Consider the following 22124-nt stretch of genomic DNA (forward strand, 5'->3'; position numbering starts at 1 on the left):
TTCGCTTGGCGAGCGGCGGCTGCGCCCACAAGATGGCCAGGCCAGGGGCCAAACCTGGCGCCAGGGAGCCAGGATGGGCGCACACCAAGAAGCAGCCGCGGAGGTCAACCCGCATTACCTGAACCACCTGCTGGCCTGCGGGGCGCGGCAGGAGCTGATGGCCCGCCAGGACATCCTGGTGGAGGGCGGCGCCTGCCTCTTGAGCCAGGGCAGCCGCATCGGGCCCGCCGCACGCGAGCGGTTGCTGCTGAACCGTTTGACCCAGCCACTGGAAGCGTGCGTGCAGTTTCAGCACCCCGTGACCGGCCCGCAGCTGGCAGAACAGGCGCAGCAGTTGCTGGAGACCGACGAACTGCTGGCCCCGCTCTGCCCGGCCGGGCGCGGCCGGCCGCTGCCGGAATCCCTGGGCCGGCTGGAACTGAGCCCGTCCGTGCAGGCCTTGCTGACCCTGCTGGCGGACCAGCGGCGCCTGCCGCACGCGCTGCGGGTTGCCCTGCTCACCCTGAGCCAGGCCCGGCGCCTGCTGCCCGGCCAGGTGGAACGCCACCAGCAGCTGGCGCTGGCCGCCCTGCTGCACGATGTGGGCGAGCTCTACCTGGACCCCGAACTGCTGGGCCAGGCCGACACCCTGGCGGCCCTGCAGTGGCGGCCGATTGCCAGCCACCCGCTGATCGCCCACCGCCTGCTGCAGCGCATGGAAGGCGCGGGCCCAGCGGTGGCGGCGGCGGTGCTGGACCACCACGAGCGGCTGGACGGCTTCGGCTTCCCGCGCGGCATTGCCCAGGGCGCCTTCCCGCTGGACCACCAGGTGCTGGCCGCAGCCGAGTGGCTGGCCGGCTTGCTGGAGGCCGGCGGCAGCGCGCTCTTGCGCGCCAGCATCGCCGCCCGGCTGATTCCCGGTGAGTTCCACCCCGCCCTGCTCGGCTGGGTTCACCAGGCTGCGCAGGCACCGCAGGCGCGCAACTGGGAACCCGCCCCGCTGGCCCTGGGGCAGGTGCGGGTGGAGCGCCTGGCACGCGCCCTGCAGCAGGCGCGCACCCTGCTGCCCTGGGCCAGCCAGCAGCAGCAACGCGCCAGCGCCACCCTGAGCCAGCTGCTGGACCTGCACCTGGCCCGGCTGCGCCGCCTGCTGGCGGGCTTCAGCAGTGCGGGGTTGGACAGCCTGACGCCCGATGCCCTGCTGCACAGCGTGGCCGAGGCGCAGGACGCCGAGCTGCAGCGCGATCTGCAGGCCCTGGTTGACGAGTTCTGCTGGCGCCTGCAGGAATTGGAGCGCGAGGCCCTGCTGCACAGCAGCCGGCTGGGTGCGGCCGAGGCCGCGGTGCTGCACCGGCTGCTGGCCCAACTGAACGAGCCGGCGCAGCGCGCGGCAGCCTGAACCGGCTGGGAGGCTTCAGGCGCTGGGGCGCCGCGGCCACTGCGCCCGCAGGGCGCGCGCCAGCTCCAGCGCGGCGGGGCCGTCGCCATGCAGGCACAGGGTGTCCGCCTGCAGCGGCAGCCAGCCGGCCGTGCTGTGCACGCGCTGGTGCAGCACCAGCTCGCGCACCTGGGTCAGCACGGCCTTGGTGTCATGCAGCACCGCGCCGGGCTGGCCGCGTGGCAGCAGACTGCCATCGGGCGCGTAGGCGCGGTCGGCAAAGGCCTCGGCCAGGGGCTGCAGGCCGTGGCGTCGCGCTGCGGCCAGCAGCTCGCTGCCGGCCAGGCCGACGAGCGCCAGGCCGGGGTCCACGGCCCGCACAGCGCGGGCCACGGCGTCGGCCAGCGCGGCATCACGCGCCGCCTGGTTGTAGAGCGCGCCATGCGGTTTGACATGCGCCAGGCGCACGCCCTCGCGTGCCGCCAGCGCCTGCAGGCCGGCGATCTGGGCGATCAGATCCGCCTCGACGTCCTGCGGCGCGCGCTGCATGGGCGTGCGGCCAAAGCCGGCGCGGTCCGGGAAGCTCGGGTGCGCGCCGGCCGCCACGCCGAGCTGCCGGCAGGCTTGCAGGGCCGCGCGCATCTGTGCGCCATCACCCGCATGCCAGCCGCAGGCGATGTTGGCGCGCTCCACCAATGCAAGCAGTTCGGCGTCGGCGCCGGCGCCCTCGCCGACATCGGCGTTCAACTCAATCGACAAGCGCCCTCCGTTGCAGTGCGAGTTCATGCTGACGCTGTGCCCGGGCCGCACGCGCGGCCTCGAGCGTGCAGGGCTGCAGACGCAGCGCGCTGCCGGGCCGCGCCTGCGCCAATTTCCACACATCCGCCGCGATGACGATGGCCACGCGCGGGTAGCCGCCGGTGGTGCCGGCATCGGCCAGCAGGGCGATGGGCTGGCCGGCCGGCGGCAGCTGCAGCGTGCCAGGCAGCACGGCGGTGGAGGCCAGCTCCAGCGGCCGGCGCAGGCTCAGCAGGGGGCCGCTCAGGCGCAGGCCCATGCGGTCGCTTTGTGGCTCCACACGCCAGGCCTCGCTCCACAGCGCATCGCGCGAGCGCAGGTCCAGTGCAGCCAGCTCAGGCCCGGGCAGGGCGCGCAGCCGGCCGTCCCACTCGGGTGTGCGCAGGCCGCGCACACCATGCAACCGCGCGGCAGGGCCAAGCGCCAGCCGATCACCCTTGCGCAGCGCGCGGCCGTGCAGGCCGCCGAAGCCGCTGCGCAGATCGGTGGCACGCGCGCCCAGCACAGACGGCAGCGCCAGGCCACCGGCAAAGCCGAGCAGGGCGCGCTGGCCGCTCAGCGGCCCATCCAGGCGCAGCACCTGGCCGGCGCGGCAGGGCCAGCGCCATTCGGGCCGCAGCGGGTGGCCGTCCAGACGCATCTCAAAGGGCGCGCCACACAGGGCCAGCCAGCCCTCGCGTTCGATGCGCAGCTCCAGCGGGCCGGCCACCAGTTCCAGTGCCGCGGCCTCGGGCGGGTTGCCGAGCAGGGCGTTGAGGCGGGCCAGCGCCCAGTCATCCAGCGCGCCGGCGGCGGGCACACCCAGGTGGCGAAGGCCGTGCCGGCCACCGTCTTGCACAGTGGTGAGCGGGCCGCAGCGCAGGATCTCGATCATGCGGGCACGAACCTTAGCCGGTCCCCCGGCAGCAGCCAGCTTGGCTCTTCCGCCAGCGGGTCGAACAGGGCCTGGCTGCAGCGGCCGATGAGCTGCCAGCCGCCCGGGGATTCGCAGGGGTAGACCCCCGTCTGTGCACCGCCGATGCCCACCGAACCCGCCGGCACACGCAGGCGCGGCGTGGCGCGGCGCGGCAGCGCCAGCCGTGGCGGCAAGCCCATCAGATACGGGAAGCCGGGCAGGAAGCCCAGGCAGGCCACTTCGTAGACCGGCGCGCAATGCGCCTCGATCAGCTGCGCTTCGCTCAGGCCCAGCAGGGCCGCGGCCTCGGGCAGGTCCGGCCCGGCCTCGCCACCGTACAGCACCGGCAGCAAGCGCTCGCGCCCGGCAGCGGCGCTGGCCCGCGCCTTGCCCCAGGCCTGGCGCGCCAAAGCCTCGGCGCCGGCCGGGTCGGCGCCCGGGGCGAGCACGCAGCTCAGGCTGTGCAGGCCGGGCACGAGGTCGGTGAACTCGGGCCGGCCGCGCAGGGCCTGGGCCAAGGCCAGCAGGCGGCGCTGGCCCGGGTGCGCCGGCTCACCGGGCAAGCGCAGGCAGAGCAGGTCCTCGCTCAGCCAGTCCCAGCTCGGCTCGGCACTCATCCCAGCAGCTTTCGCAGCGGTGCCGGCAGGCCATAGCGCGGCAGCTCTTCACGCGCCACCCAGCGGCCGGGCAGCTCGGGCTCGCCCTGGGGCCAACGCGCACGGCGTGGGTGCAGCACCCAGTCGAAATGCGTCAGCGCGTGCTCGATGCGCGGCAGCAGCTCCAGCGCCTGGCCCGGCAGCAGGGCCTGCAGCTCGGGTTCGCTGTCGAACAGCGGCAGGGTCCACAGCCCCGCCCACACGCCCTTGGCCGGGCGCTGCTGCAACCACAGCGCCTGGTCCTCGGCGCGCTCCAGCCACAGCCACCAATGTTCGCGCCGGCCGCGCGTCAGGCGCCGGCTCTTCACCGGCAGCTCGGCCTGCCGGCCCTGCGTCTGCGCCTGGCACAGCACGGCCACCGGGCATTCGCCGCAGCGCGGCTGGCGCGGTGTGCACAGCGTCGAGCCCAGGTCCATCAGGCCCTGGGTGTAGGCCGGCATGTCGGCCGCGCGTGTCGGCACCAGCGCGTCGGCCAGCGCCCAGAGCTCGCGCTGCGCCCGCGCCTGGGCGGTGTCCTGCTCGAAAGCCAGCAGGCGCGCCAGCACGCGCTTGACGTTGCCGTCCAGGATGGAGAGTCGCTCGTCAAAGCAGAAGGCCGCGATGGCGCGCGCCGTGCTGCGGCCGATGCCGGGCAGCTGCTCCAGCTCTGCCGCGGTGCGCGGGAATCCGCCCAGCGCCGCCACCGCCTGCGCACAGGCATGCAGATTGCGGGCGCGCGAGTAGTAGCCCAGGCCGGCCCAGAGCGCCAGCACCGCATCCAGCGGCGCCGCGGCCAAGGCATGCACATCGGGAAAGCGCTCCAGAAAGCGCGCGTAGTAGGCCCGCACGGTGGCCACCTGGGTCTGCTGCAGCATCACCTCGGAGAGCCAGACGCGGTAGGGCTCGCGGCTGCCCGACCAGGGCAATTCATGGCGGCCGTGGCGGCGTTGCCAGGCGATCAGCAGGGGGGCGAACTCGGTGTTCATGGCTTCTGGCAGCGCGGGCAAAAGAAGGTCGAGCGCTGGCCCTGCACGATGCGCCGCACCGCCGTGCGGCAGCGCGGGCAGGGCTGGCCCTCGCGGCCGTACACCGCCACCAGGCTCTGGTAGCGGCCGATCGCGCCCAGGCTGCTGGAGAAATCCCGCAGCGTGCTGCCGCCGGCCGCCAGGGCGTCCTGCAGCACGGCGCGCACCGCCGCCAGCAGGCGCTCGCAGCGCTTGGGGCCGATGCGGCTGGCCGGCGTGGCCGGGTGGATGCCGGCCTGCCAGAGGGCTTCACAGGCGTAGATATTCCCGGCACCCACCACCACGTCACCCGCCAGCAAGGCCTGCTTGATGGGCACGCGGCGGCCCTGCAGGCCGCGGTGCAGGGCCGCGGCATCGAAGGTCGGATCAAAGGGCTCGGCGCCCAGGCCGGCCAGCAGGCTGCGCGCCGGCTCCTGGTCCAGCGCGGCGGACCAAACGGCGGCGCCGAAGCGGCGCGGGTCGGTCAGCGTCAGGCAGCCCTGGCTGGTGTCGATGGCCAGGTGCTGGTGCGGCCCCAGCGCCTGCGGTTCCGGTGTGAAGGCCAGCGAACCCGACATGCCCAGGTGCAGCAGCAGGCCGCCCTCGGGCTCGGGCCGGTTCAGCGGCAGCCAGATGTATTTGCCACGCCGGCTCGCGGCGCCGATGCGCGCACCGCGCAGCGCGGCCGGCTCGATGCCCAGTGGCCAGCGCAGCGGTTTGCCCAGGCGCAGCTCGCGCAGCGTGGCGCCTTCCAGCGCGGCAGCAAATCCCTGGCGGGTGATCTCGACTTCGGGCAGCTCGGGCATCGTGCCAGTGTAGGAACCCATGCCAAGCGGCGGCAGGGAGCCCAGTCGGCACAATCGGCGCCGCCATGCCTGCACCCTCTCTCCGCCGCCTCCTGCCCTGGGCCCTGGCCCTGCCCCTGCTTGCCCAGGCCCAAGCCGCCTCGCCGCCGGTTGCGGCCGCCGCCAGTGCCCCGCCTCCGCCGGTGCAAAGCTCGGCGCTCGATGCCCCGCTGTTCTACCAACTGCTGATTGCCGAACTGGAGCTGCAGCGCGGCCAGCCCGGCGTGGCCTTCCAGGTGCTGCTGGACGCGGCGCGCCGCACGGGCGACGAGGCCTTGTTCCGCCGCGTCGTGAACGTCGCCCTGCAGGCGCGTGCCGGCAATGAAGCGCTGCAGGCCACACGCGCCTGGCGCCAGGCCCTGCCCGAATCCACCGAAGCCCTGCAGACCCAGCTGCAACTGATGGCGGCCCTGGGCCAGCTGGGCGAGCTGCCCGGACCCTTGCTGGACTGGCTGCAGCAAAGCCCGGACGGCCAGGCGCGCGCCCAGCATCTGGCCACGCTGCCGCGCCTGGTGCGCCAACCCAATGCCTTCGACGCCCTGGAGCCGGGCCTGGCGGCCGAGCGCGACAACGCCGCCGCGCGCAGCCTGCGCCGCTCGCTGGCCGCCTGCGTCATTGCCCAGCTGGCCCAGCAGGCGGGCAACCACCCGCTCATGCTGAACCAGCTGCGTGAGGCGCGCCAGCTCGACGCCGACAACCAGCTACCGGCCTGGCAGGCGCTGGATCTGGCGCGCCACCTGCCGGCAGCCGAGGAACTGATCGACCGCGGCAGCCGCGACCCCGCCTACCGCCTGGCCTGGGCCCGCGCCCTGGCGCGCGATCAGCGCAGCGTCGAGTCCCTGGCCCTCTTCCAGACGCTGGCCGCCGAGCAGCCCGACGAGATCGGCCACGCCTATGCGATCGGCTCGCTGGCCCTGGACCTGCGCCAACCCAAACTGGCCGAGAGCGCGCTGCGCGATTACCTCAAGCGCCTGCCCGAGAGCCACGCCAACCGCCAGGCCGCACAGGCCTCGGCCCTGCTGCTGCTCTCGCAGGCGCTGGAGCAGCAAGGCCAGCTCAAGGAAGCCGCCCGGGTGCTGGACGAAGCCCAGGACCCGCAGCGCGCGCTGGAGGTGGCCTTCCGCCGTGCCCTGCTGCAGGCCCGGCTGGGCGAACTGGAGCAGGCGCGTGCAGCTGCCCGCGCCCTGCCCGGCGACGGCCCGGACATCGAGCGCCGCCGCCTGCTGGCCGAGGTGCAGATCCTGCGCGAAGCCAACCGCTGGAAAGATGCCCACGAACTGCTCGGCCAGGCCGTGAAGGCCGAGCCCGACAACACCGACCTGCTCTACGAACACGCCATGAGCCTGGAGCGGCTCAAGCAGTTCGACGACATGGAGCGCCAGCTGCGTCGCGTGATGGAGCTGGAGCCGCGCCACCACCACGCGCGCAATGCGCTCGGTTACTCGCTGGCCGAGCGCGGCCTGCGCCTCGCCGAGGCACGCGAGCTGATTGAGGCGGCGCTGGAGATCGGGGGCCAGGAGCCCGCCATCGTCGACAGCCTGGGCTGGGTGGCCTTCCGCGAAGGCAAGCTGGACGAAGCCGAGACCCTGCTGCGCCGCGCTTACCGAGCCCGCCTGGACACCGAGATCGCCGCCCACCTGGCCGAAGTGCTGTGGGCACGCGGCAATCAAGAGGAAGCGCGCCGCCTGCTCGATGAGACCAGCGCGCGCGATGGCAGCAACGAGGTGCTGCGCAGCACGCGCCGCCGCCTGGGTCTGCGATGAAGCGCCGCGCCCTGCTGCTGAGCGCGCTGCTGGCGGGCTGTGCCCCGCTCCCCCCGCCGCCGCCCAGCCAGGGCTGGAGCGGCAAGCTCGGCTACCAGATGGAGGCGGGCAACGGCCAGCGCGCGCAAGCCGGCTCGGCGCTCTTTGAACTGCAGGGCGATCTGAAGCGCGGCAGCCTGCTGCTCAACAGCCCGCTGGGCACCACCCTGGCGCAGGCGCGCTGGGATGAAGCCGGCCTGTGGCTGGACGACACCCGTCAGCCCCAGCGCTACGCCGACATGGACGAACTGGGCTGGGCCCTGGGCCAGGCCATGCAGGGCCCGGCCCTGCCGCTGCGCCTGCTGTTCGATTGGCTTCACGGCCGCCCCAGCCCGCTGGCCCCCCATGAGGCGCACGAACAGGGTTTTGTGCAGGACGGCTGGCTGGTGCAGCGCGAAGACCCCCAGCGCCTGCTGCTGAGCCGCCCGGCCCAGGGCGGCCAAGGCGCCCTGCGCCTGCGCATCTTGTTGAATCCACCGGCATGAAGGCCCTCTACGACCTGCCGGCCCTGGCCAAGCTGAACCTCTTCCTGCACGTGGTCGGCAAGCGCTCCGATGGCTACCACCTGCTTGAATCGCTGTTCGTGCCGATCGACTGGGCCGACACCCTGCACCTCGAAAAGCGCAGCGATGGCCGCATCCAGCGCCAGGACCGCCGCCCCGGCGATCTACCGGCCGAAGACCTGTGCGTACGCGCCGCTCGTGCCCTGCAGCAGGCCAGCGGCTGCAGCCTGGGCGTGGACATCCACCTGGACAAGTGCCTGCCCTCGGGGGCCGGCATGGGCGGCGGCTCTTCGGACGCAGCCACCGTGCTGATCGGTCTGAACCGCCTCTGGGGCCTGGGCTGGAACCGCCCACGTCTGGTGCAACTGGGCCTGACGCTCGGCGCCGATGTGCCCTTCTTCCTGGGCCGGGGCCCGGCGCTGGCCCAGGGCATTGGCGAGCAACTCACGCCCGTCGCCCTGCCCAGACTGCGGCTGGCGGTGCTCAAACCGAGCCAGAGCCTGCCGACCGCTGCAATTTTTTCGAGCCCCCTCTTGCAGACCTCAAAAACACAGTCTATAGTCGCGGGCTCTGTTGCAGACAAATGGTTTCAGCAGCGAAACGATCTCCAGGCGGCCGCACAAGCGCAGTGCCCGGAAATCGCAGACGCGCTGGAACTGCTGCAGAACCGCTTCGGCAACAGTCGGATGACCGGTTCAGGCAGCGCAGTGTTTGCGCAGATTGACAGAGACGACTCGCCCATGGCGACCAAGCTTGGGGACTTCATCGAAGTTCCGGAGCAGTGGGAGGGAAGAATCTGTCGCAGTCTGGAGGCCTTGCCGCTGGCGGCATGGCTAGAGGACTGAAGGTTTGAGGGCAACGGCGTCAGCCGGGGTCCTGTGTAGGGGAGTCGCCAAGTTGGTTAAGGCATCGGATTTTGATTCCGACATGCGAGGGTTCGAGTCCTTCCTCCCCTGCCAAATTTTTTCTGCTGTGCCTGGCGCCGTAGCTGCCGTTAAAGGAACGCCCCGTGCTCAACAACACCGTGCTGTTCACCGGCAACGCCAACCCGGCGCTGTCGCAGGAAATTGCCACCCATCTGGGCGCTGAACTGGGCCGTGCATCGGTCGGGCGCTTCTCTGACGGTGAGGTGGCCGTCGAAATCCAGCAGAACGTCCGCGCCCGCGACGTGTTCGTCATCCAGCCCACCTGCGCGCCGACGAACGACAACCTGATGGAGCTGCTGGTGATGGCCGACGCGCTCAAGCGCGCCAGCGCCCGCCGCATCACCGCCGTCATCCCCTACTTCGGCTACGCCCGCCAGGACCGCCGCCCGCGCTCGACGCGCGTGCCGATCTCGGCCAAGGTCGTTGCCAACCTGCTGGAAACCGTTGGCATCGAGCGCGTCCTGACCATGGACCTGCACGCCGACCAGATCCAAGGCTTCTTCGACATCCCGGTCGACAACATCTACGCCAGCCCGGTGCTGCTCTCCGACCTGAAGAGCAAGAGCTACCAGGATCTGGTGGTGGTGAGCCCCGATGTGGGCGGCGTGGTGCGCGCCCGCGCGCTGGCCAAGCAGTTGGGCTGCGACCTGGCCATCATCGACAAGCGCCGTCCCGCCGCCAATGTCTCCGAGGTGATGCACGTCATCGGCGAGATCGAGGGCCGCAACTGCGTGATCATGGACGACATGATCGACACCGCCGGCACGCTGGTGAAGGCGGCCGAAGTCCTGAAGGACCGCGGCGCCAAGTCGGTCTACGCCTATTGCACCCACCCCATCCTGAGCGGCCCCGCCATCGAGCGCATCGCCGGCTCGGCGCTGGACGAGGTGGTCATCACCAACACCATTCCGCTGACCGACGCGGCGCGCGCCTGCGGCAAGATCCGCCAGCTCTCGGTGGCCTTTCTGTTCGCCGAGACCATCCGCCGCATCAGCGATGGCGAGTCGGTGACCTCGCTCTTTAGCGAGCAGAACAACAACTTCTAAGAATCGGACGCCACCCGGCGTCTTTCCTCGGGGCTGCCGCTGGCGGCCCCTTTTTGCAAACGGGGGCTTGGTCGCGAGCCACCGACTCACTGGAGTGAAACCATGAAATTCGTCGCTTTCGAGCGCAAGCTGCAAGGCACTGGTGCGAGCCGCCGCCTGCGTATCTCGGGCAAGGTCCCCGGCATCGTCTTCGGCGCCGGCGAACCCGCCATGATCGAACTCGATCACAACGCCCTGTTCCACGCCCTGAAGAAGGAAGCCTTCCACAGCTCCATCCTCGACATGGAACTGAACGGCAAGGAATCCAAGGTGCTGCTGCGTGACGTGCAGTACCACCCCTGGAAGCCGCAAGTCCTGCACGTGGACTTCCAGCGCGTGGACAGCACCACCAAGATCACCAAGAAGGTGCCGCTGCACTTCATCGGCGAGGCCGAATCGGTTGCCGTGAAGACCGACAAGTGCACCGTCAGCCACATCGTGACCGAGCTGGAAATCACCTGCGTCGCGGTGGAACTGCCCGAGTTCATCGAAGTGGACCTGAGCGGTCTGACCAAGGGCCACAGCGTGCATGTCAACGACATCAAGCTGCCCGCCGGCGTCAAGGTCGTCACCCACGGCAAGCCGAACCCCGTCGTCGCCACCCCGGTGGAGCCGAAGGTCGAAGAGATCGTGGTGGCTGCCGCTCCGGCCGCTCCCGCCAAGGGCAAGGCCAAGGGCAAGAAGTAATTCAGCCCCGCACCCTGTGCACCTGCAAAGCCCCGCCCTGGCGGGGCTTTGTGCTTTGAGCCCCGCTCCCGCGGGGCTCTTTGCCTTCTGGGCCGCGGCGCCTCAGTTGCTGACCGTCACCTCGCGTTGCCGCTCCACGTACTGGGCGCCCTGGGCAGCCACGTTGTCCGGGCAGTTGGCCGCATCGCCGTTACAGGCCACCGCGCGCAACTGGTAGACGCGAACCGTGGCCGCCGTGCCGGGCACGGTCTCGCCTTCGTTGTAGATGGTGCCCGTGCAGCTGACGGTGACGCGGAAGCCCGTCTCGCTGCGCAAATCAAGAGTCTGGCTCTGCGGCGCGGCCGCGCTGCAGCCGGACCAGCCGGCCTTCAGCAGCATGTACAGGCCCCAATCGATGCCGGCCCGCACCGCCGCCTGGGCCCGCGCGCCCTGCACCTCCTGCGCCGTGCCCGCCTGGGCCCCCACGCTCAGGCGCACCACGCTGGCCGCCAGCAGGGCCAGCAGCACCAGCACCACCAGGGCTGCCAGCGCACCCAGACCCTGGGCTCGGCTGCGCGGCCTCATGGGATGTTCGCCACCATGGCGCCCAGTTGCAGGCTAACCGCCTCGCCATCACGGCTCAGCTCCAGCCGCAGGCTCATCAGGCCGTACTCGGTCAGCGCGGCCTGGCTGTACTCGAAGCTGCAGGCCGAGACGCGTGTGGCCAGCACGGCATCTGCCGCTGCAGCGGCCGGGCAGCTGCTCGGGTAGCTGGCGTTGAAACCGTAGGCGCTGCGCCGCAGCAGCTGCCCCGTGCCATTGCCGGCGGCGTCAAGCCCTGCCCCACTGCAGACGTAGAACACCGCCTGCTCGCTGCCCGACACCACCTGGAAACGCCCGCCGAAGCCGCCGTTCGGAAACTGGATGGGGGTGATGGCGAAGCGCTGGCTGCCAAAAGCCGGCTTGTCCATCGCCTCGTTCGGGCTCGTGATGACGCTGCGGTTGATGCCATTGCCATAGACCTCGTTGCCGTTCTGATTGCCCACGACGACGAAGTCATTCGAAGCCGCCGTGCCATTGAGGGGGCCGAGCACATCGAAGCGCTGCGTCAGGCTGCCCGGGTCCAGCACGGCAGAGCAACTGGCCGCGCTGGCGCAGCCCGCGGTGTCGTTGACGGTGTCCGGCGCCATGCGGTAGCGCCCGCCACCCACGGTGGGCACCAGCTCGAAGCATTGGTCGGAGGGCGTACGGATGGAATTGGGCACGGCCGAGCGGATGTCGCGCTGCATGGCCTGCAGCGCGCCTTGTGCGGCCGACTGCAACTCGCTGCGATGGCGCTGCGCAATGAAGCCCTGCACCGCCGGCCGCACGAACACGGTGACGACGCCGGCCAGCACGCCCAGCACCACGATGACGAGGATGAGCTCGACCAGACTGAAGCCGCGGCTGCGCGTCATGGTGCATACCCCGTGCGCCAGCCCACCAGTTGCAGGCTGTCGGCCGCACCGCGCCGCGCCGTCACCGTGATGCGCTTGGCCGGCACGCCGGCCAGGCTGACGTCGGCCACCGCCACCTCAACCGCATAGGCCGCCAACCCCGTCACCGGCACGCCCGCCACGCTGCAGATGCCCTGGCTGTAGCCGGCGTAGTCGTCGATGTCGTAGAAGCCGCTGCGCGCACAGCCGCCGGCGACGGGCGGGGTGCTGCTGCTGTAGGGGCGGCTCTGCACCTCTTCGAGCATGCCCTCGGCGATGGCCAGCAACTGGCGGTTGACCAGCGGGTCGGCCGAGCTGCGCGTGGTCTGCTGGAAAGCCAGCAGCACCCCGGCCAGCCCCACCCCCAGCACCACGATGGCCAGGATCAGCTCGACCAATGTGAACCCGCGTTGCCTATTCCGCATGGCCGCTCTCGCCGTAGACGGTGATCGCCGCCATGCCGCTGGCCGTGATGCTGCGGTTCGCCACCTGCAGCCCGGCGCCGTCGCGGCTGACGCGGCCATTGGGCTGGAAGTACAGCGTGCCCGCCGGCGTGACGGTGACGCCGGTACCGGCCGCCTCCGCAAAGCTGCTTGCGCCGTCCGGCCCGGGCAGGCTGCTGCCGCAGCTGCTGGCCGGATTGCTGCCGGCCACGCTCAGACTCAGCTGCCCATCGGCCGCAAAGCTGGCGCACACCAGGCGCCGATGGCCCACGGCCGTGGCCGCTGCCAGCCGCAGGCCGGCCAGGGCCTGGCCGCGCCAAGCATCGCTGCGGAACTCGCCCAGGCCCGCGAGCCGCGGCAAGGCCACCGCCGCCAACACGCCCAGCAGCAGCAGCACGGCCACCAGCTCCACCAGGGTGAAGCCGCGGGGCTCAGTACACCTGGCGCTCATGCAGCCTCTTCTGGCTCTCGGCCGTGACCGAGCCGAAGCTGGCCCGTGCGCTCGGGTCGCTGTCCCAACGGCCGAGCGGGTTGCCGGCATCGGCGCAGCCGTTCAGGGTGCCGTGGCGGGCCCGCAGCCAGGGCAGGCCCGCACCGGTGCTGGCCGGGTGGTTGGGCAGGCAGGCGCGGTCGGTGGTGCTGCCGCCCAGGTTCAGCGCCACGTCCAGCGTGCCCGCCCCACCCCCGCTGGGCGCGCCCAGCGTGAGGCTGCCGGTGCCCGCAGCCAGGCTGAGCGACTGCACCGCCGTCGTCCAGCCCGCCGCGGCCCCGTTCAGGCCCACGCGGTTGGACTGCGCCACCGCCGTCAGCTTGCCCGCCAGCGCCGGGCCGGTGCAGCTGTCGTCACTGCCCAGCACCCAGCTCTTGCCGCTCCAGTACTCCAGTCGCAGGGGCAGCGCCAGCGCGTTGCGGCTGCTGCCGATGGCGCTTTGCAGCAGCAGGCGGCCGCTGCGCAGCGCAAAGTTCGGTTCCGTCCCCCCGCTGCTGCTCACGCCCAGGGCATCGGTGACGCGCAGGCTGGTGCTGAAAGGCGCCGTGACCTTGCTGCTGAGCCGGTAGCTGAGCGCCAGCTCCGGCGTGATGCCCAGGGCGAAGCGGCTGGCCGGTGCGCCCGTGGGGTCGAAGCTGCCCTTGCCCGAGGCCACAGCTTCGCTGAACACGATGGCCTGGGCGTAGTCGTTCGCATTGCCCTGGCTGCCGTCGTAGTTCAGGGTTCGCGCACCCAGCGCATTCACGGCCTCCACGGTCACGCCCGGCAGGGCCTGGCCCGGCAGATCGCTGGAGCCCACCAGGCCGGCGTAGCTGAAGCTGCCGCAGGCAGGGCTGCCGCTGACCTTGAAGCGGGCTGGACGGAAGGGGCCGATGGCCGCTGCGGTGCTGCCCGTGACGGCGAGTCCGCTGCCCAGGTAATCGTTGTCGCTCAAAGCGGCGTCCAGGTTGATGGTGCCGACTTCGGTCCAGATCAAGTTCGCCGGATTCGCCACCCCGCCGGTGAAGGCCAGCGCCCCATGGCTGAAGGCCCCGCTCTGGGCGCCCGCGAACACCGGGGTGAGCTTGGTGTGGGTGAGCACCACGGTTTCGCCTTCCTGCCCGAAGTTGGGCGTGGCGGCATCGGCGGTGTTGCGGGCGGTGAGGCGCAGACCGAAGGTGGCACCCGCCACCTGCGCGCCGCTGGGCAGATTGCTGAACAAGAAATCCTTGGGCGCGGCCACGGCCTGCGCGCTGCCCGTCATGCTCAGGCCGGCGTCCCCGCTTGCTGCACTGCCGGTGTAGGTCGCGGTGAGGCTGAAGCGGCCGACGTCGGCGTACTGCAGCGTCAGGCTGGCACTGCCGGTGGCGTCAAAGGCCACGCTGAGCGCGCGGCTGCCACAGGCTGCCGCGCTGCTGCCCGAGGCATTCAAGGCCTGCCCCGCCACCCGCACCGGCAGCGTGCCGGTGGCCGGGTTCACATAGCCACAGGCCAGGTTCAGACTCTTGCTGACGCTGGCAAAGGCGGGCGTGCAGGCCAGGCTGTTGTCGCTCTGGCGCACGGCGGCAATGCCCAGCGTGGCGCTGGCTTCGGCGCGGTGGTTGGACAGGCTGACCAGGAAGCCCGCCGCGGCGGCCGTGAAGCTGCATTCCGGGCTGCCGAAGTTGCAGCGCAGCGCGTTGGTGGCTGCGGGTGAACTGCTGGCCACGCCCAGAGTGGCGCTGCCTACCACCGGAAGCTGGCCCTGCAACGTGACGGAGCTGCTGCCCGCCGGGATGATGAAGCCGGCGCCCGCGGGCCACAACCAGCTCGCATGGCTGGCATTCAAGCTGCCGCTGACCCCTGCCGTGTACAGCACGGTGCAGCTGGCGTCGGTGCAGGCACGTACCTCGAAGCTGCTGGGCGTGCAGGTGATGCCATTGCCGCTGGCGTGGCGGATCTCGAGATGGTGCAGGGGCGGGGTGCAGTCATGCGTCTGCACCATGTCTGCGGCGATTTCCACCGGGCCGAGGTCGAAGTTGTAGACCCGCAGCTCGTCGATCCGACCATTGGCCGAGTCGTCGGTGCCACCGGATGGCGCGGCGCTCAGGCGGTTGTCCCCGATGAACAGACTGCCCAGGCTGGAGGCCAGGCTGCCGCTGGTGGTGCCGACGCCCGTGCCGGACAGACTGCCGTTCACATACAGACGCAGGGTGCTCTGATTGGTCCCGCTGGCCAACTTCCAAGTGGCCGCCACATGGACCCACTGGTGGGCGGGGAAGCTCTGCGCAGCGGTGCTGGCGCTCAGGCTGGCGCCGGCACTATCCGTCAGGCGCAGGCGCAGCGCGCCGCTGCTGTCGCGCTGCAGGTAAAAGGGCTGATCGGTCTGTCCACTGGCGTCCATCAGCATGGCCGCCTGGCTGCTGTTCCAGGAAACCGCTGCGCGGTACCAGAAGGAGAGCGTGCCGCTGTTGCCGACCCCTGAGGGCAAGTTCAACAGGCTGTCAACACCACGCCGGGTCGCATCGGTATTGCGGTCCACGTCCAGGGCCCGGCACACCTTGCCACCTGGGTCGGTGACGGCATCGCCCACCGCCACACCGTGCTGCTCCTGGGCGGAGGAATCGCGCACCTCGCCCACCTGGCCGGTGTAGACGAACTCATCGAAGCGGTACTCGGCCACCCGTTCCGGCAGGCCGGAAGGCACGAACCACCGGATGGCCGAGCCGTTGGCGTTGTAGCCGCTGTTGTAGGAATAAAGGGTGTAGTCGGTGTCGCTGACCTGCACGCCGATGGTGGCCTGCGAACCCGTGGCATTGGCGTTGCCGTACTGGAACTTGAACTCGCCCCCCTCGTACAGAATGATCTGGAAGGTGTAGGGGGTGCTGGTGCCGTACTGGTAGACGCCGTTCCATGACACCACCAGGCGGCGGTTCGGCGCCGTGCCCTTCTGCTCCCAGCTGACCTTGCCGCTGCCGGCACGCGAGGGGTCCAAGTCAGCCCAGTAGGCCATGATGACCCGCGAGGTGGCGGCCGCCGTGCAGCCCGACCGGGCCGAAGCCGGGCCGGCTGGCAGCGTGGTGTTGGTGTAGTTGCGGTAGAAGCCCGTGTCGCTGCCGAACTGCAGCATGCCGTTTGACAGCACCCGCACCGAGCTGTAATCGACGCCCGCAAAGCGGAAGACGAAACCGCCGGTCAGATTGATGGTGACGCGGTCGTCGTCACCGGGGTAACCGGTGCAACTGCCGCCGTCCCAGGTGTTGACGGTGTTGGCGGCGGTTTCCCAGGCAAAGCTGTCGCCGCGATAGCTGTAGCTGGCGGCCTGGGCAGCGCCCAGGCTCAACCAGAGCAAGGCGGCCCACAGGCCCCGCATGAGCCAGCCGCCCGCACGCATGAGGGAACTCCGTCAGTTGCCCGCGGCGATGGCCGTGAACTCGGCCTTCTTCGGCGTGCTGTCGCTGTTGGAGATCTCGCAGACGAAGGTGGCGCCATTGGTCGACGACGCGGTTTCACCCGACTTGAGCGCCGAGGTGTACCCAGCCGGCATGCCGCCCTGCATCAGGCCACCCACCGTGGCGGTGGCGCAATCGTTGACGGTCTTGCACTTGGCCGCGTTGGTGGTGCTGTGGTTCACCACCGAGCATCCGCTGTAGTTCAGCGTCATCGCCGAGCCTGCGGCGCCGGCCACGCCCTTGGTCGCGGCGATCTTGGCGTCGTCGCCGATATCAACGAAACGCGGCAGCGCCGTCGCCGCCAGGATGCCCAGGATCACGATGACCACGATCAACTCAATGATCGTGAAACCGGCTTGCAGACGGGGGCTGGAACGCATGGTGAATCTCCTGTTCTAGGGAATCTGTAGCTCAACAACGGGATTGGATATCTTCGGCGCGGATGATGCGGGCCTTGATGTCGGCGTGCAACACGAAACGGCATTCGTTCACGCCCTGCAGAGCCACCTCGAGCTGCTCCGCGCCCAGAGGCCGCAGGTGCCAGCTTGCGCGGGAATCGGCCAGGCCCGAGGCAAAGGCGATGGCATAGAGCCGCTGCTGCAGGGGCTCGACGGGCCAGGCCGCCGGCTGCTGCACCTCGGCTGTCGCCGGCCCCGGCAGGGCGGCGCGCCGCAGGCCGGCCAGCACGGCCAGGGTGCAGGGCCGGTCCGCCCAGTCGGGGCATTTGAGCTGCAGCAGCTGCGCGTTGCTGCGCGCCGCCTCGGCCGCCATGCGCAGCTGCACCGAACGGGCCTCGGCCTGGATGGCATCAAAGCGGGCGCGCAGCACCCAGGCCAGCACGCCCAAGACCGTCACCACCACCGCAAATTCCAAGTAGCGCCGCAGCTGCACGGCGTCAGCGCTTGAAGGAGACCCGGCCCAGGTCCCAGATCGGCAGGAACACGCCCATGGCCAGGATCAGCACCAGCACGCCCAGGAAGACGATGAGGATGGGCTCGATCTGCTGGCCCAGGGTCTTCAGCTCGTACTGCACGTCGTTGCCGTAGAGCTGGGCCACCTCCTGCATCAGCTCGTCCACGGCGCCGGTTTCCTCGCCCACCGCGATCATCTGCAGCACCACGGGCGTGAACACACCGGTGGCGATGGCCGCGCGCAGCAGGGATTCGCCGCGCTCGATGCTGGCGCGCATGCCTTCGATCTTGCCGGACACATGGCGGTTCTCGCAGGTCTGCGCCACCACGGTGAGCGCCTGCTCGACCGGCACACCGCTGCGCAAGGCCAGCGCCAGGCTGCGCGAGAAGCGCGCCAGCTCGGCCTTGAGCACGATCTTGCCGGCCACCGGGATGCGCAGCTTGAAGCGGTCCCAGGCCAGGCGGCCGGGCTCGGTCTCGATCCAGCGCTTGAGCGCGAAGGCCCCCGCGCCGGCCAAGCCGACCAGCAGCCAGCCGTAGCGGATGGTGAACTCCGAAGTGGCGATCAGGATGCGCGTGGCCAGAGGCAGCTCGGCGCCCAGGCTCTTGAACACGCCGGCGAAGGCCGGGATCACCATCACGTTGATGACGGCGATCGCCGCCACCATGGCCGCCATGACGAACAGCGGGTAGCGCAGCGCGGATTTCACCTGCTGGCCCATGAAGAGCTCGAACTCCTGGTGCTCGAACAGGCGCAGGAACACCTCGTCCAGCCGGCCGGTCATCTCGCCCACGCGCACCATGGCGACGAAGAAGTGGTCGAACACCTTGGGGTGCTGGGCAAAGCAGCGGCTCAGCTCGATGCCCGATTCGAGGCTGGCGCGCACGGCCTGCAAGGTCTCCTTCATGCGCTCATTGGTGGCCGACTCGGTCAGGCCGGCCAGCGCGCGCAGGATGGGCACGCCGGACTTGAGCAGGGTGTGCAGCTGGCGCGTGAACACCAGCATGTCCACCGGCTGGATGGCAGGCTTGAGCAGCGCGTCCAGGCGCTGCTGCAGGCTCAGGCTTTCGACAAGCCCGCCCTCCTGGGCCTGCACGCTCAGCACCGTCACACCCTCACTGCGCAGCTGGTCGGCCACGGCGGTTGCGCTGACAGCCTCCAGCGAGCCGGTGACACGCCCCTGCGCACTGCGGCCGGTGTAGGCGAACTTGGGCATCGGGACTTAGAGGTCTTCGTCTTCCACCGCAGTGGAGACGCGCAGGGCCTCGTCCAGCGTGGTGCGGCCGCTCTTCACCAGGCGCAGGGCGTCGTGGCGCAGGCTGTTGCCCTTCATCTGTGCGCGGCCGGCGCGCGCGAAGCCCTCGTTGTCGCCGCGGTTCAGGGCGTTGATCAGATCCTGATCCATCTCCAGGAACTCGTAGACGCCGGTACGGCCCGAGTAGCCGGTGTCGCTGCAATGCACGCAGCCGCGGCCCTTCTTGAGCGTGGCACCGGCCAGGTCCTCGCCGTTGGACTCGAACCAGGCGCGCTCCTGGGGCGTGGGCTCATGGGTTTCGCTGCAATGGGTGCAGATCGTGCGCACCAGGCGCTGCGCCAGCACCAGATGCAGGGACAGCGCCACCATGTAGCGCGGCACGCCCATGTCGAGCAGACGGATGGGCGTGGAGAGCGCATCGTTGGTGTGCAGGGTGGAAAGCACCAGGTGGCCGGTCATGGCGGCACGCAGGCCCACCTCAGCGGTCACCTGGTCGCGCATCTCGCCCACCAGCACCACGTCAGGGTCCTGGCGCAGGGCGGCGCGCAGCACGCGCTCGAAGCTGAGCTCGATCTTCTCGTGCACCTGCACCTGGTTCAGGCCGGGCAGGCGGTACTCCACCGGGTCCTCGACCGTGATGATCTTGCGCTCGGTGTTGTTGAGCGCGTTCAGCGTGGCGTAGAGCGTGGTGGTCTTGCCCGAGCCGGTGGGCCCGGTGACCAGGAACATGCCGCTGGGCCGCGCGATGGCGCGGTGAATGGCCGCCGCCACCGGCGCGGGCAGGCTCAGGCCGGGCAGGCTGAGCAGGCCGGTGCCCTGGTTAAGCAGACGCATGACCACCGATTCGCCATGCTGGGTGGGCATGGTGGAGATGCGCACGTCCACATTGGTGTTGCGCAGCTTGACGTGGAAGCGGCCGTCCTGCGGCAGGCGGCGCTCAGAGATGTCCAGGCCGCTCATCAGCTTCAGGCGCAGCGCCACGGCGCTGGCGATCTTGGCGTCGGCCTCGGTCTGCACCTGCAGCACGCCGTCGATGCGGAAGCGGATGCGCAGGCTCTTTTCCTGCGGCTCGATGTGGATGTCGGAGGCGCGCTTGCGCAGCGCCTCCTCGAACACCGAGAGCAGCAGGCGCACCACCGGGGCGTCCTCGGCCGCGGCGGCGTTCAGGCCGAGCAGTTCGCCGAGCTCGTCTTCCACCGCGCCCATCTCGGTGGTCAGCTCCTTGGCCAGGCTGCCGATGTCCTCGCCCAGGGTGTAGCTGCGGTCGATCAGGGCCATCAGCTGGCTTTCCGCCACGGCCACCAGCTGCACGTCCTTCTTCAGGATGCGGGCGATCTCGTCGAAGGCGGCGATGTCGGTCGGGTCGGCCATGGCCACGCGTGCGCCCAGCGCATCGCTTTCCAGCACCATGGCGCGCATGCGGCGGGCCTGGCCCTCGGGCAGGGCGCGCACGGCCTCCGGGCGCACCACCACGTCGCCCAGGTCTTGATACGGCACGCGCAGCTGGCGCGCCACCGTCTTGGCGATCTGCGCCTCGGTGACCCAGCCGTTGTCGACAAAGATGCGGCCCAGCTTGCGCCCGGTGGCCTTCTGCAGGGCCAGGGCCTCCTGCAGCTGGGCGGGCTGGATCAGGCCCTCCTGCGTCAGCAGGTCGCCCAGGCGAATGCGCACAGGTTGGTTCATACCGGCGGGTTCATTCCGGCTTGCGCTGCGGTTCCGGCGGCACCGGCAGGGCCGGCGCGCTCAGCTCGGCGGGCCAGCGGCCATCGGCCGGGATGACGGTGGGCTTGATCAGGATCACCAGCTCACGCTTGCGGTTGATCTTGCTCTTCTGACCGAACAGATTGCCCACCACCGGCAGGTTGCTGAGCACCGGCAGGCCGGTGCGGTCGCCGCGCAGCTCCTGCGTCATCAGGCCGCCGATGGCGACGATCTGGCCATCGCCCACCCGCACGATGGAATCCGTCTCGTTGATGGTGGAGGCCGCCAGCGGCAGGCGGAAGTTGCCCAGGGTGCCGAGGTCGAGGATCTTTTCGCGCTCGGTCACGAGGCTGATCGAGGGGTGCACATGGAGCATCACCTGGCCATTGGGGTCGATCTGCGGCGTCACGTCCAGCACGATGCCGGAGAAGAAGGGCGTGAGCTGCAGCGTGGGCGCCTGCGTGGTGGTGTTGGTGTTGTTGTTGGTGCTGTTGTTGTTGGTGATGCCGGTGACGTAGAGCTCGTCCGAACCCACCTTCAGCAAGGCCTTCTGGTTGTTCAGCGTGGCGATGCGCGGGCTGGAGAGCACATGAACATCGCCCTGCGTTTCCAGGAAATTCAGCAGCGCGGCGAAGTTGGTGGCCTGGAAAGCCAGGCCGTAGAAGCCGCGGCCGAGCGAATTCAGGTTCAGATTGGCGCCGGGCAGGCTGACGGTGCTGCCATCGGTGATCGGGCCAGTGGGGCTGATGACGGCGCCGGGCTGCCCCACGCCGATGCTGAGCTGGCCGCCGCGCGAGCCGCCGAGCAGCTGACCGAAGGCGCCCCAGTTGATGCCGGTCTTGGCGTCGTCGCTCAGGCTCACCTCCAAGATCTTGGCCTCGAGCATGACCTGGCGCTCGATGCTGACCTGAATGGCCTGCAGGTACTGCTCCACCTGCACCAGCTCCGGCCCGGGCGCACGCACCACGATCACCCCCGCCGAGGGATTGAGCACCAGCGAACGCCCGCCACCGCTGCCCACCAGCAGGCCGAGCGACTCGCGCACCTCGCTCCAGAAGTTCGCATCCGAGGTGGTCTTGACCTGGGCCGACTCAAAGCTGCGCAGCTGCGTGCTGCCGCCGCCGCTGCTGCTGCTGCCACTGCCCGAGCCGCTGCCACCGCTGCTGCCGTTGCCGCCACTTACGGCCAGTGCGCTGGTGGACACGCGGGTGTCACTCTCGCCCTGACGGCGCCCCGGCAGGTAGTTGATGCGGAAGATGCGCGTCTGCACTGCATTGGTGTAGACGTAGACCTTGTCGCCGGCGAGCCGGTAGTCGTAGCCGTACAGCTCCTTGATCGCGTCCAGCGCCTCCAGCACCGTGGTCTGGCGCAGGTTCAGGCTGATGCGGCCGGACACATCCGGCGCCACCAGCAGCTGGTAGGGCGAGCCCTGGGCCAGCTGCAGGAAGACCTGGGCCGCGGGGGCGTCGACCAGGGCGATGTCGAAGCGCTCCAGGCGAGGCAGGGATTGCGTGGCCGCGCCGGGGCGCGGCGCCACCGGCTGGCTCTCGGCACGTTGCGGCTCCTGGGCCTGGGCGGCGCCCAGCAGGCCGGTAAGGATCAATGCGGGAACCCAGGCGTTCATGGGCGGGCCTCTTTGCGGGTGTTGTTCTTGTCGTCCTGCGGCAGCAGCAGGAGGCGATGCTGGCGACCCTCGGCGTCGCGCAGCACGGCGGCCTCGGCGTCGATGCGCAGCAGCAGGTAGCCGTTCAGGCGCTGGCCGGGCAACAGCACATGGCCGTCAATCAGGGCGCTGGGGCGCGGGCCCAGGCGCAGGCCCTGCAGCTGGGGCCGCGCGGGCTGGGCCGCGGGGGCGTCCGGCGCCACGCCGCTGGCCGCCGTGCGCCAGGCGGGCGGCGGCAAGGTCGGGTCCGGCAGCGCCG

General features: G+C 70.5%; 22 protein-coding genes and 1 tRNA gene. 7 read left to right on the forward strand and 16 right to left on the reverse strand.

Translation table 11 applies throughout. The features are described from left to right. The first annotated feature begins 73 nt into the window (after nt 1-73). Entirely contained in the window at nt 74-1378 is a 1305-nt protein-coding gene (locus I7X39_RS22070) for an HD domain-containing phosphohydrolase (protein ID WP_198113539.1), read from the forward strand. A gap of 15 nt (nt 1379-1393) precedes the next feature. Here the strand turns inward: I7X39_RS22070 and I7X39_RS22075 are convergent, their stop codons facing one another. Genes I7X39_RS22075 through mutM form a run of 5 tightly spaced genes read right to left on the reverse strand, consistent with a single transcriptional unit; the run spans nt 1394 to nt 5495 of the window. Beyond that, nucleotides 1394-2116 (reverse strand): 5-oxoprolinase subunit PxpA, encoded by a 723-nt coding sequence (locus I7X39_RS22075; RefSeq protein ID WP_198113540.1) that lies wholly within the window; start codon nt 2114-2116, stop codon nt 1394-1396. Next, complete coding sequence (locus tag I7X39_RS22080; RefSeq protein WP_198113541.1) at nt 2106-3029, reverse strand: 5-oxoprolinase subunit C family protein; 924 nt, start codon at nt 3027-3029, stop codon at nt 2106-2108. Before I7X39_RS22080 ends, I7X39_RS22075 begins: the two co-directional genes overlap by 11 nt. Beyond that, the gene (gene pxpB / locus I7X39_RS22085) at nt 3026-3667 is read right to left on the reverse strand and encodes a 5-oxoprolinase subunit PxpB (RefSeq protein WP_198113542.1); all 642 of its coding nucleotides are present in this window, start codon (nt 3665-3667) and stop codon (nt 3026-3028) included. Before pxpB ends, I7X39_RS22080 begins: the two co-directional genes overlap by 4 nt. Then, on the reverse strand, nt 3664-4671 hold the full coding sequence (gene mutY, locus I7X39_RS22090) for an A/G-specific adenine glycosylase (protein ID WP_198113543.1): 1008 nt from the start codon (nt 4669-4671) through the stop codon (nt 3664-3666). Before mutY ends, pxpB begins: the two co-directional genes overlap by 4 nt. After that, nucleotides 4668-5495, reverse strand: a complete 828-nt coding sequence (mutM, locus tag I7X39_RS22095) for a bifunctional DNA-formamidopyrimidine glycosylase/DNA-(apurinic or apyrimidinic site) lyase (RefSeq protein WP_198113544.1) — start codon at nt 5493-5495, stop codon at nt 4668-4670. The genes mutY and mutM overlap by 4 nt, the downstream gene beginning before the upstream one ends. Nucleotides 5496-5560: 65 nt before the next feature. Between mutM and I7X39_RS22100 the strand changes: the two genes are divergently transcribed. From I7X39_RS22100 to I7X39_RS22125, 6 genes are all read left to right on the forward strand, one after another. Continuing rightward, nucleotides 5561-7297 carry a tetratricopeptide repeat protein gene (locus tag I7X39_RS22100; RefSeq protein WP_198113545.1) on the forward strand — a complete coding sequence of 579 codons (1737 nt, stop codon included), beginning with the start codon at nt 5561-5563 and terminating at the stop codon, nt 7295-7297. Beyond that, nucleotides 7294-7821, forward strand: coding sequence for a lipoprotein insertase outer membrane protein LolB (locus I7X39_RS22105; RefSeq protein WP_198113546.1), 528 nt, complete (start codon nt 7294-7296; stop codon nt 7819-7821). The genes I7X39_RS22100 and I7X39_RS22105 overlap by 4 nt, the downstream gene beginning before the upstream one ends. Then, on the forward strand, nt 7818-8684 hold the full coding sequence (gene ispE, locus I7X39_RS22110; RefSeq protein WP_198113547.1) for a 4-(cytidine 5'-diphospho)-2-C-methyl-D-erythritol kinase: 867 nt from the start codon (nt 7818-7820) through the stop codon (nt 8682-8684). The genes I7X39_RS22105 and ispE overlap by 4 nt, the downstream gene beginning before the upstream one ends. A gap of 37 nt (nt 8685-8721) precedes the next feature. Beyond that, nucleotides 8722-8798, forward strand: a tRNA-Gln gene (locus I7X39_RS22115). 50 nt (nt 8799-8848) lie between these two features. Beyond that, the gene (locus I7X39_RS22120) at nt 8849-9811 is read left to right on the forward strand and encodes a ribose-phosphate pyrophosphokinase (protein ID WP_198113548.1); all 963 of its coding nucleotides are present in this window, start codon (nt 8849-8851) and stop codon (nt 9809-9811) included. Between the two features lie 102 nt (nt 9812-9913). After that, nucleotides 9914-10537 carry a 50S ribosomal protein L25/general stress protein Ctc gene (locus I7X39_RS22125; protein ID WP_198113549.1) on the forward strand — a complete coding sequence of 208 codons (624 nt, stop codon included), beginning with the start codon at nt 9914-9916 and terminating at the stop codon, nt 10535-10537. A gap of 102 nt (nt 10538-10639) precedes the next feature. Here the strand turns inward: I7X39_RS22125 and I7X39_RS22130 are convergent, their stop codons facing one another. The 11 genes from I7X39_RS22130 to I7X39_RS22180 all read right to left on the reverse strand — a co-directional run. Further along, on the reverse strand, nt 10640-11101 hold the full coding sequence (locus I7X39_RS22130) for an MSHA biogenesis protein MshP (protein WP_198113550.1): 462 nt from the start codon (nt 11099-11101) through the stop codon (nt 10640-10642). Beyond that, entirely contained in the window at nt 11098-11973 is an 876-nt protein-coding gene (locus I7X39_RS22135; protein WP_198113551.1) for a prepilin-type N-terminal cleavage/methylation domain-containing protein, read from the reverse strand. The genes I7X39_RS22130 and I7X39_RS22135 overlap by 4 nt, the downstream gene beginning before the upstream one ends. Beyond that, nucleotides 11970-12416 (reverse strand): type IV pilus modification PilV family protein, encoded by a 447-nt coding sequence (locus I7X39_RS22140; protein WP_198113552.1) that lies wholly within the window; start codon nt 12414-12416, stop codon nt 11970-11972. Before I7X39_RS22140 ends, I7X39_RS22135 begins: the two co-directional genes overlap by 4 nt. Next, nucleotides 12406-12885, reverse strand: a complete 480-nt coding sequence (locus I7X39_RS23765) for a prepilin-type N-terminal cleavage/methylation domain-containing protein (RefSeq protein WP_198113553.1) — start codon at nt 12883-12885, stop codon at nt 12406-12408. Before I7X39_RS23765 ends, I7X39_RS22140 begins: the two co-directional genes overlap by 11 nt. Continuing rightward, nucleotides 12866-16276 (reverse strand): LamG domain-containing protein, encoded by a 3411-nt coding sequence (locus I7X39_RS22150; RefSeq protein WP_232352130.1) that lies wholly within the window; start codon nt 16274-16276, stop codon nt 12866-12868. The genes I7X39_RS23765 and I7X39_RS22150 overlap by 20 nt, the downstream gene beginning before the upstream one ends. Nucleotides 16277-16288: 12 nt before the next feature. Next, nucleotides 16289-16714 carry a prepilin-type N-terminal cleavage/methylation domain-containing protein gene (locus I7X39_RS23770; protein WP_198113554.1) on the reverse strand — a complete coding sequence of 142 codons (426 nt, stop codon included), beginning with the start codon at nt 16712-16714 and terminating at the stop codon, nt 16289-16291. 31 nt (nt 16715-16745) lie between these two features. After that, nucleotides 16746-17225 carry a hypothetical protein gene (locus tag I7X39_RS22160; RefSeq protein WP_198113555.1) on the reverse strand — a complete coding sequence of 160 codons (480 nt, stop codon included), beginning with the start codon at nt 17223-17225 and terminating at the stop codon, nt 16746-16748. Between the two features lie 4 nt (nt 17226-17229). Beyond that, a complete protein-coding gene (locus tag I7X39_RS22165) occupies nt 17230-18462 on the reverse strand; it encodes a type II secretion system F family protein (protein ID WP_198113556.1) in 1233 nt (410 codons plus the stop codon). Nucleotides 18463-18468: 6 nt separating this feature from the next. Next, on the reverse strand, nt 18469-20184 hold the full coding sequence (locus tag I7X39_RS22170) for a GspE/PulE family protein (RefSeq protein WP_198113557.1): 1716 nt from the start codon (nt 20182-20184) through the stop codon (nt 18469-18471). Nucleotides 20185-20194: 10 nt separating this feature from the next. Beyond that, nucleotides 20195-21826 carry a pilus (MSHA type) biogenesis protein MshL gene (gene mshL, locus I7X39_RS22175; RefSeq protein WP_198113558.1) on the reverse strand — a complete coding sequence of 544 codons (1632 nt, stop codon included), beginning with the start codon at nt 21824-21826 and terminating at the stop codon, nt 20195-20197. Beyond that, the coding region (locus I7X39_RS22180; protein ID WP_232352131.1) for a hypothetical protein at nt 21823-22124 on the reverse strand (302 nt) is incomplete at its 5' end. The genes I7X39_RS22180 and mshL, both read right to left, overlap by 4 nt.

It is taken from the genome of Inhella proteolytica (genome assembly GCF_016093275.1).
GTDB lineage: Bacteria > Pseudomonadota > Gammaproteobacteria > Burkholderiales > Burkholderiaceae_C > Inhella > Inhella proteolytica.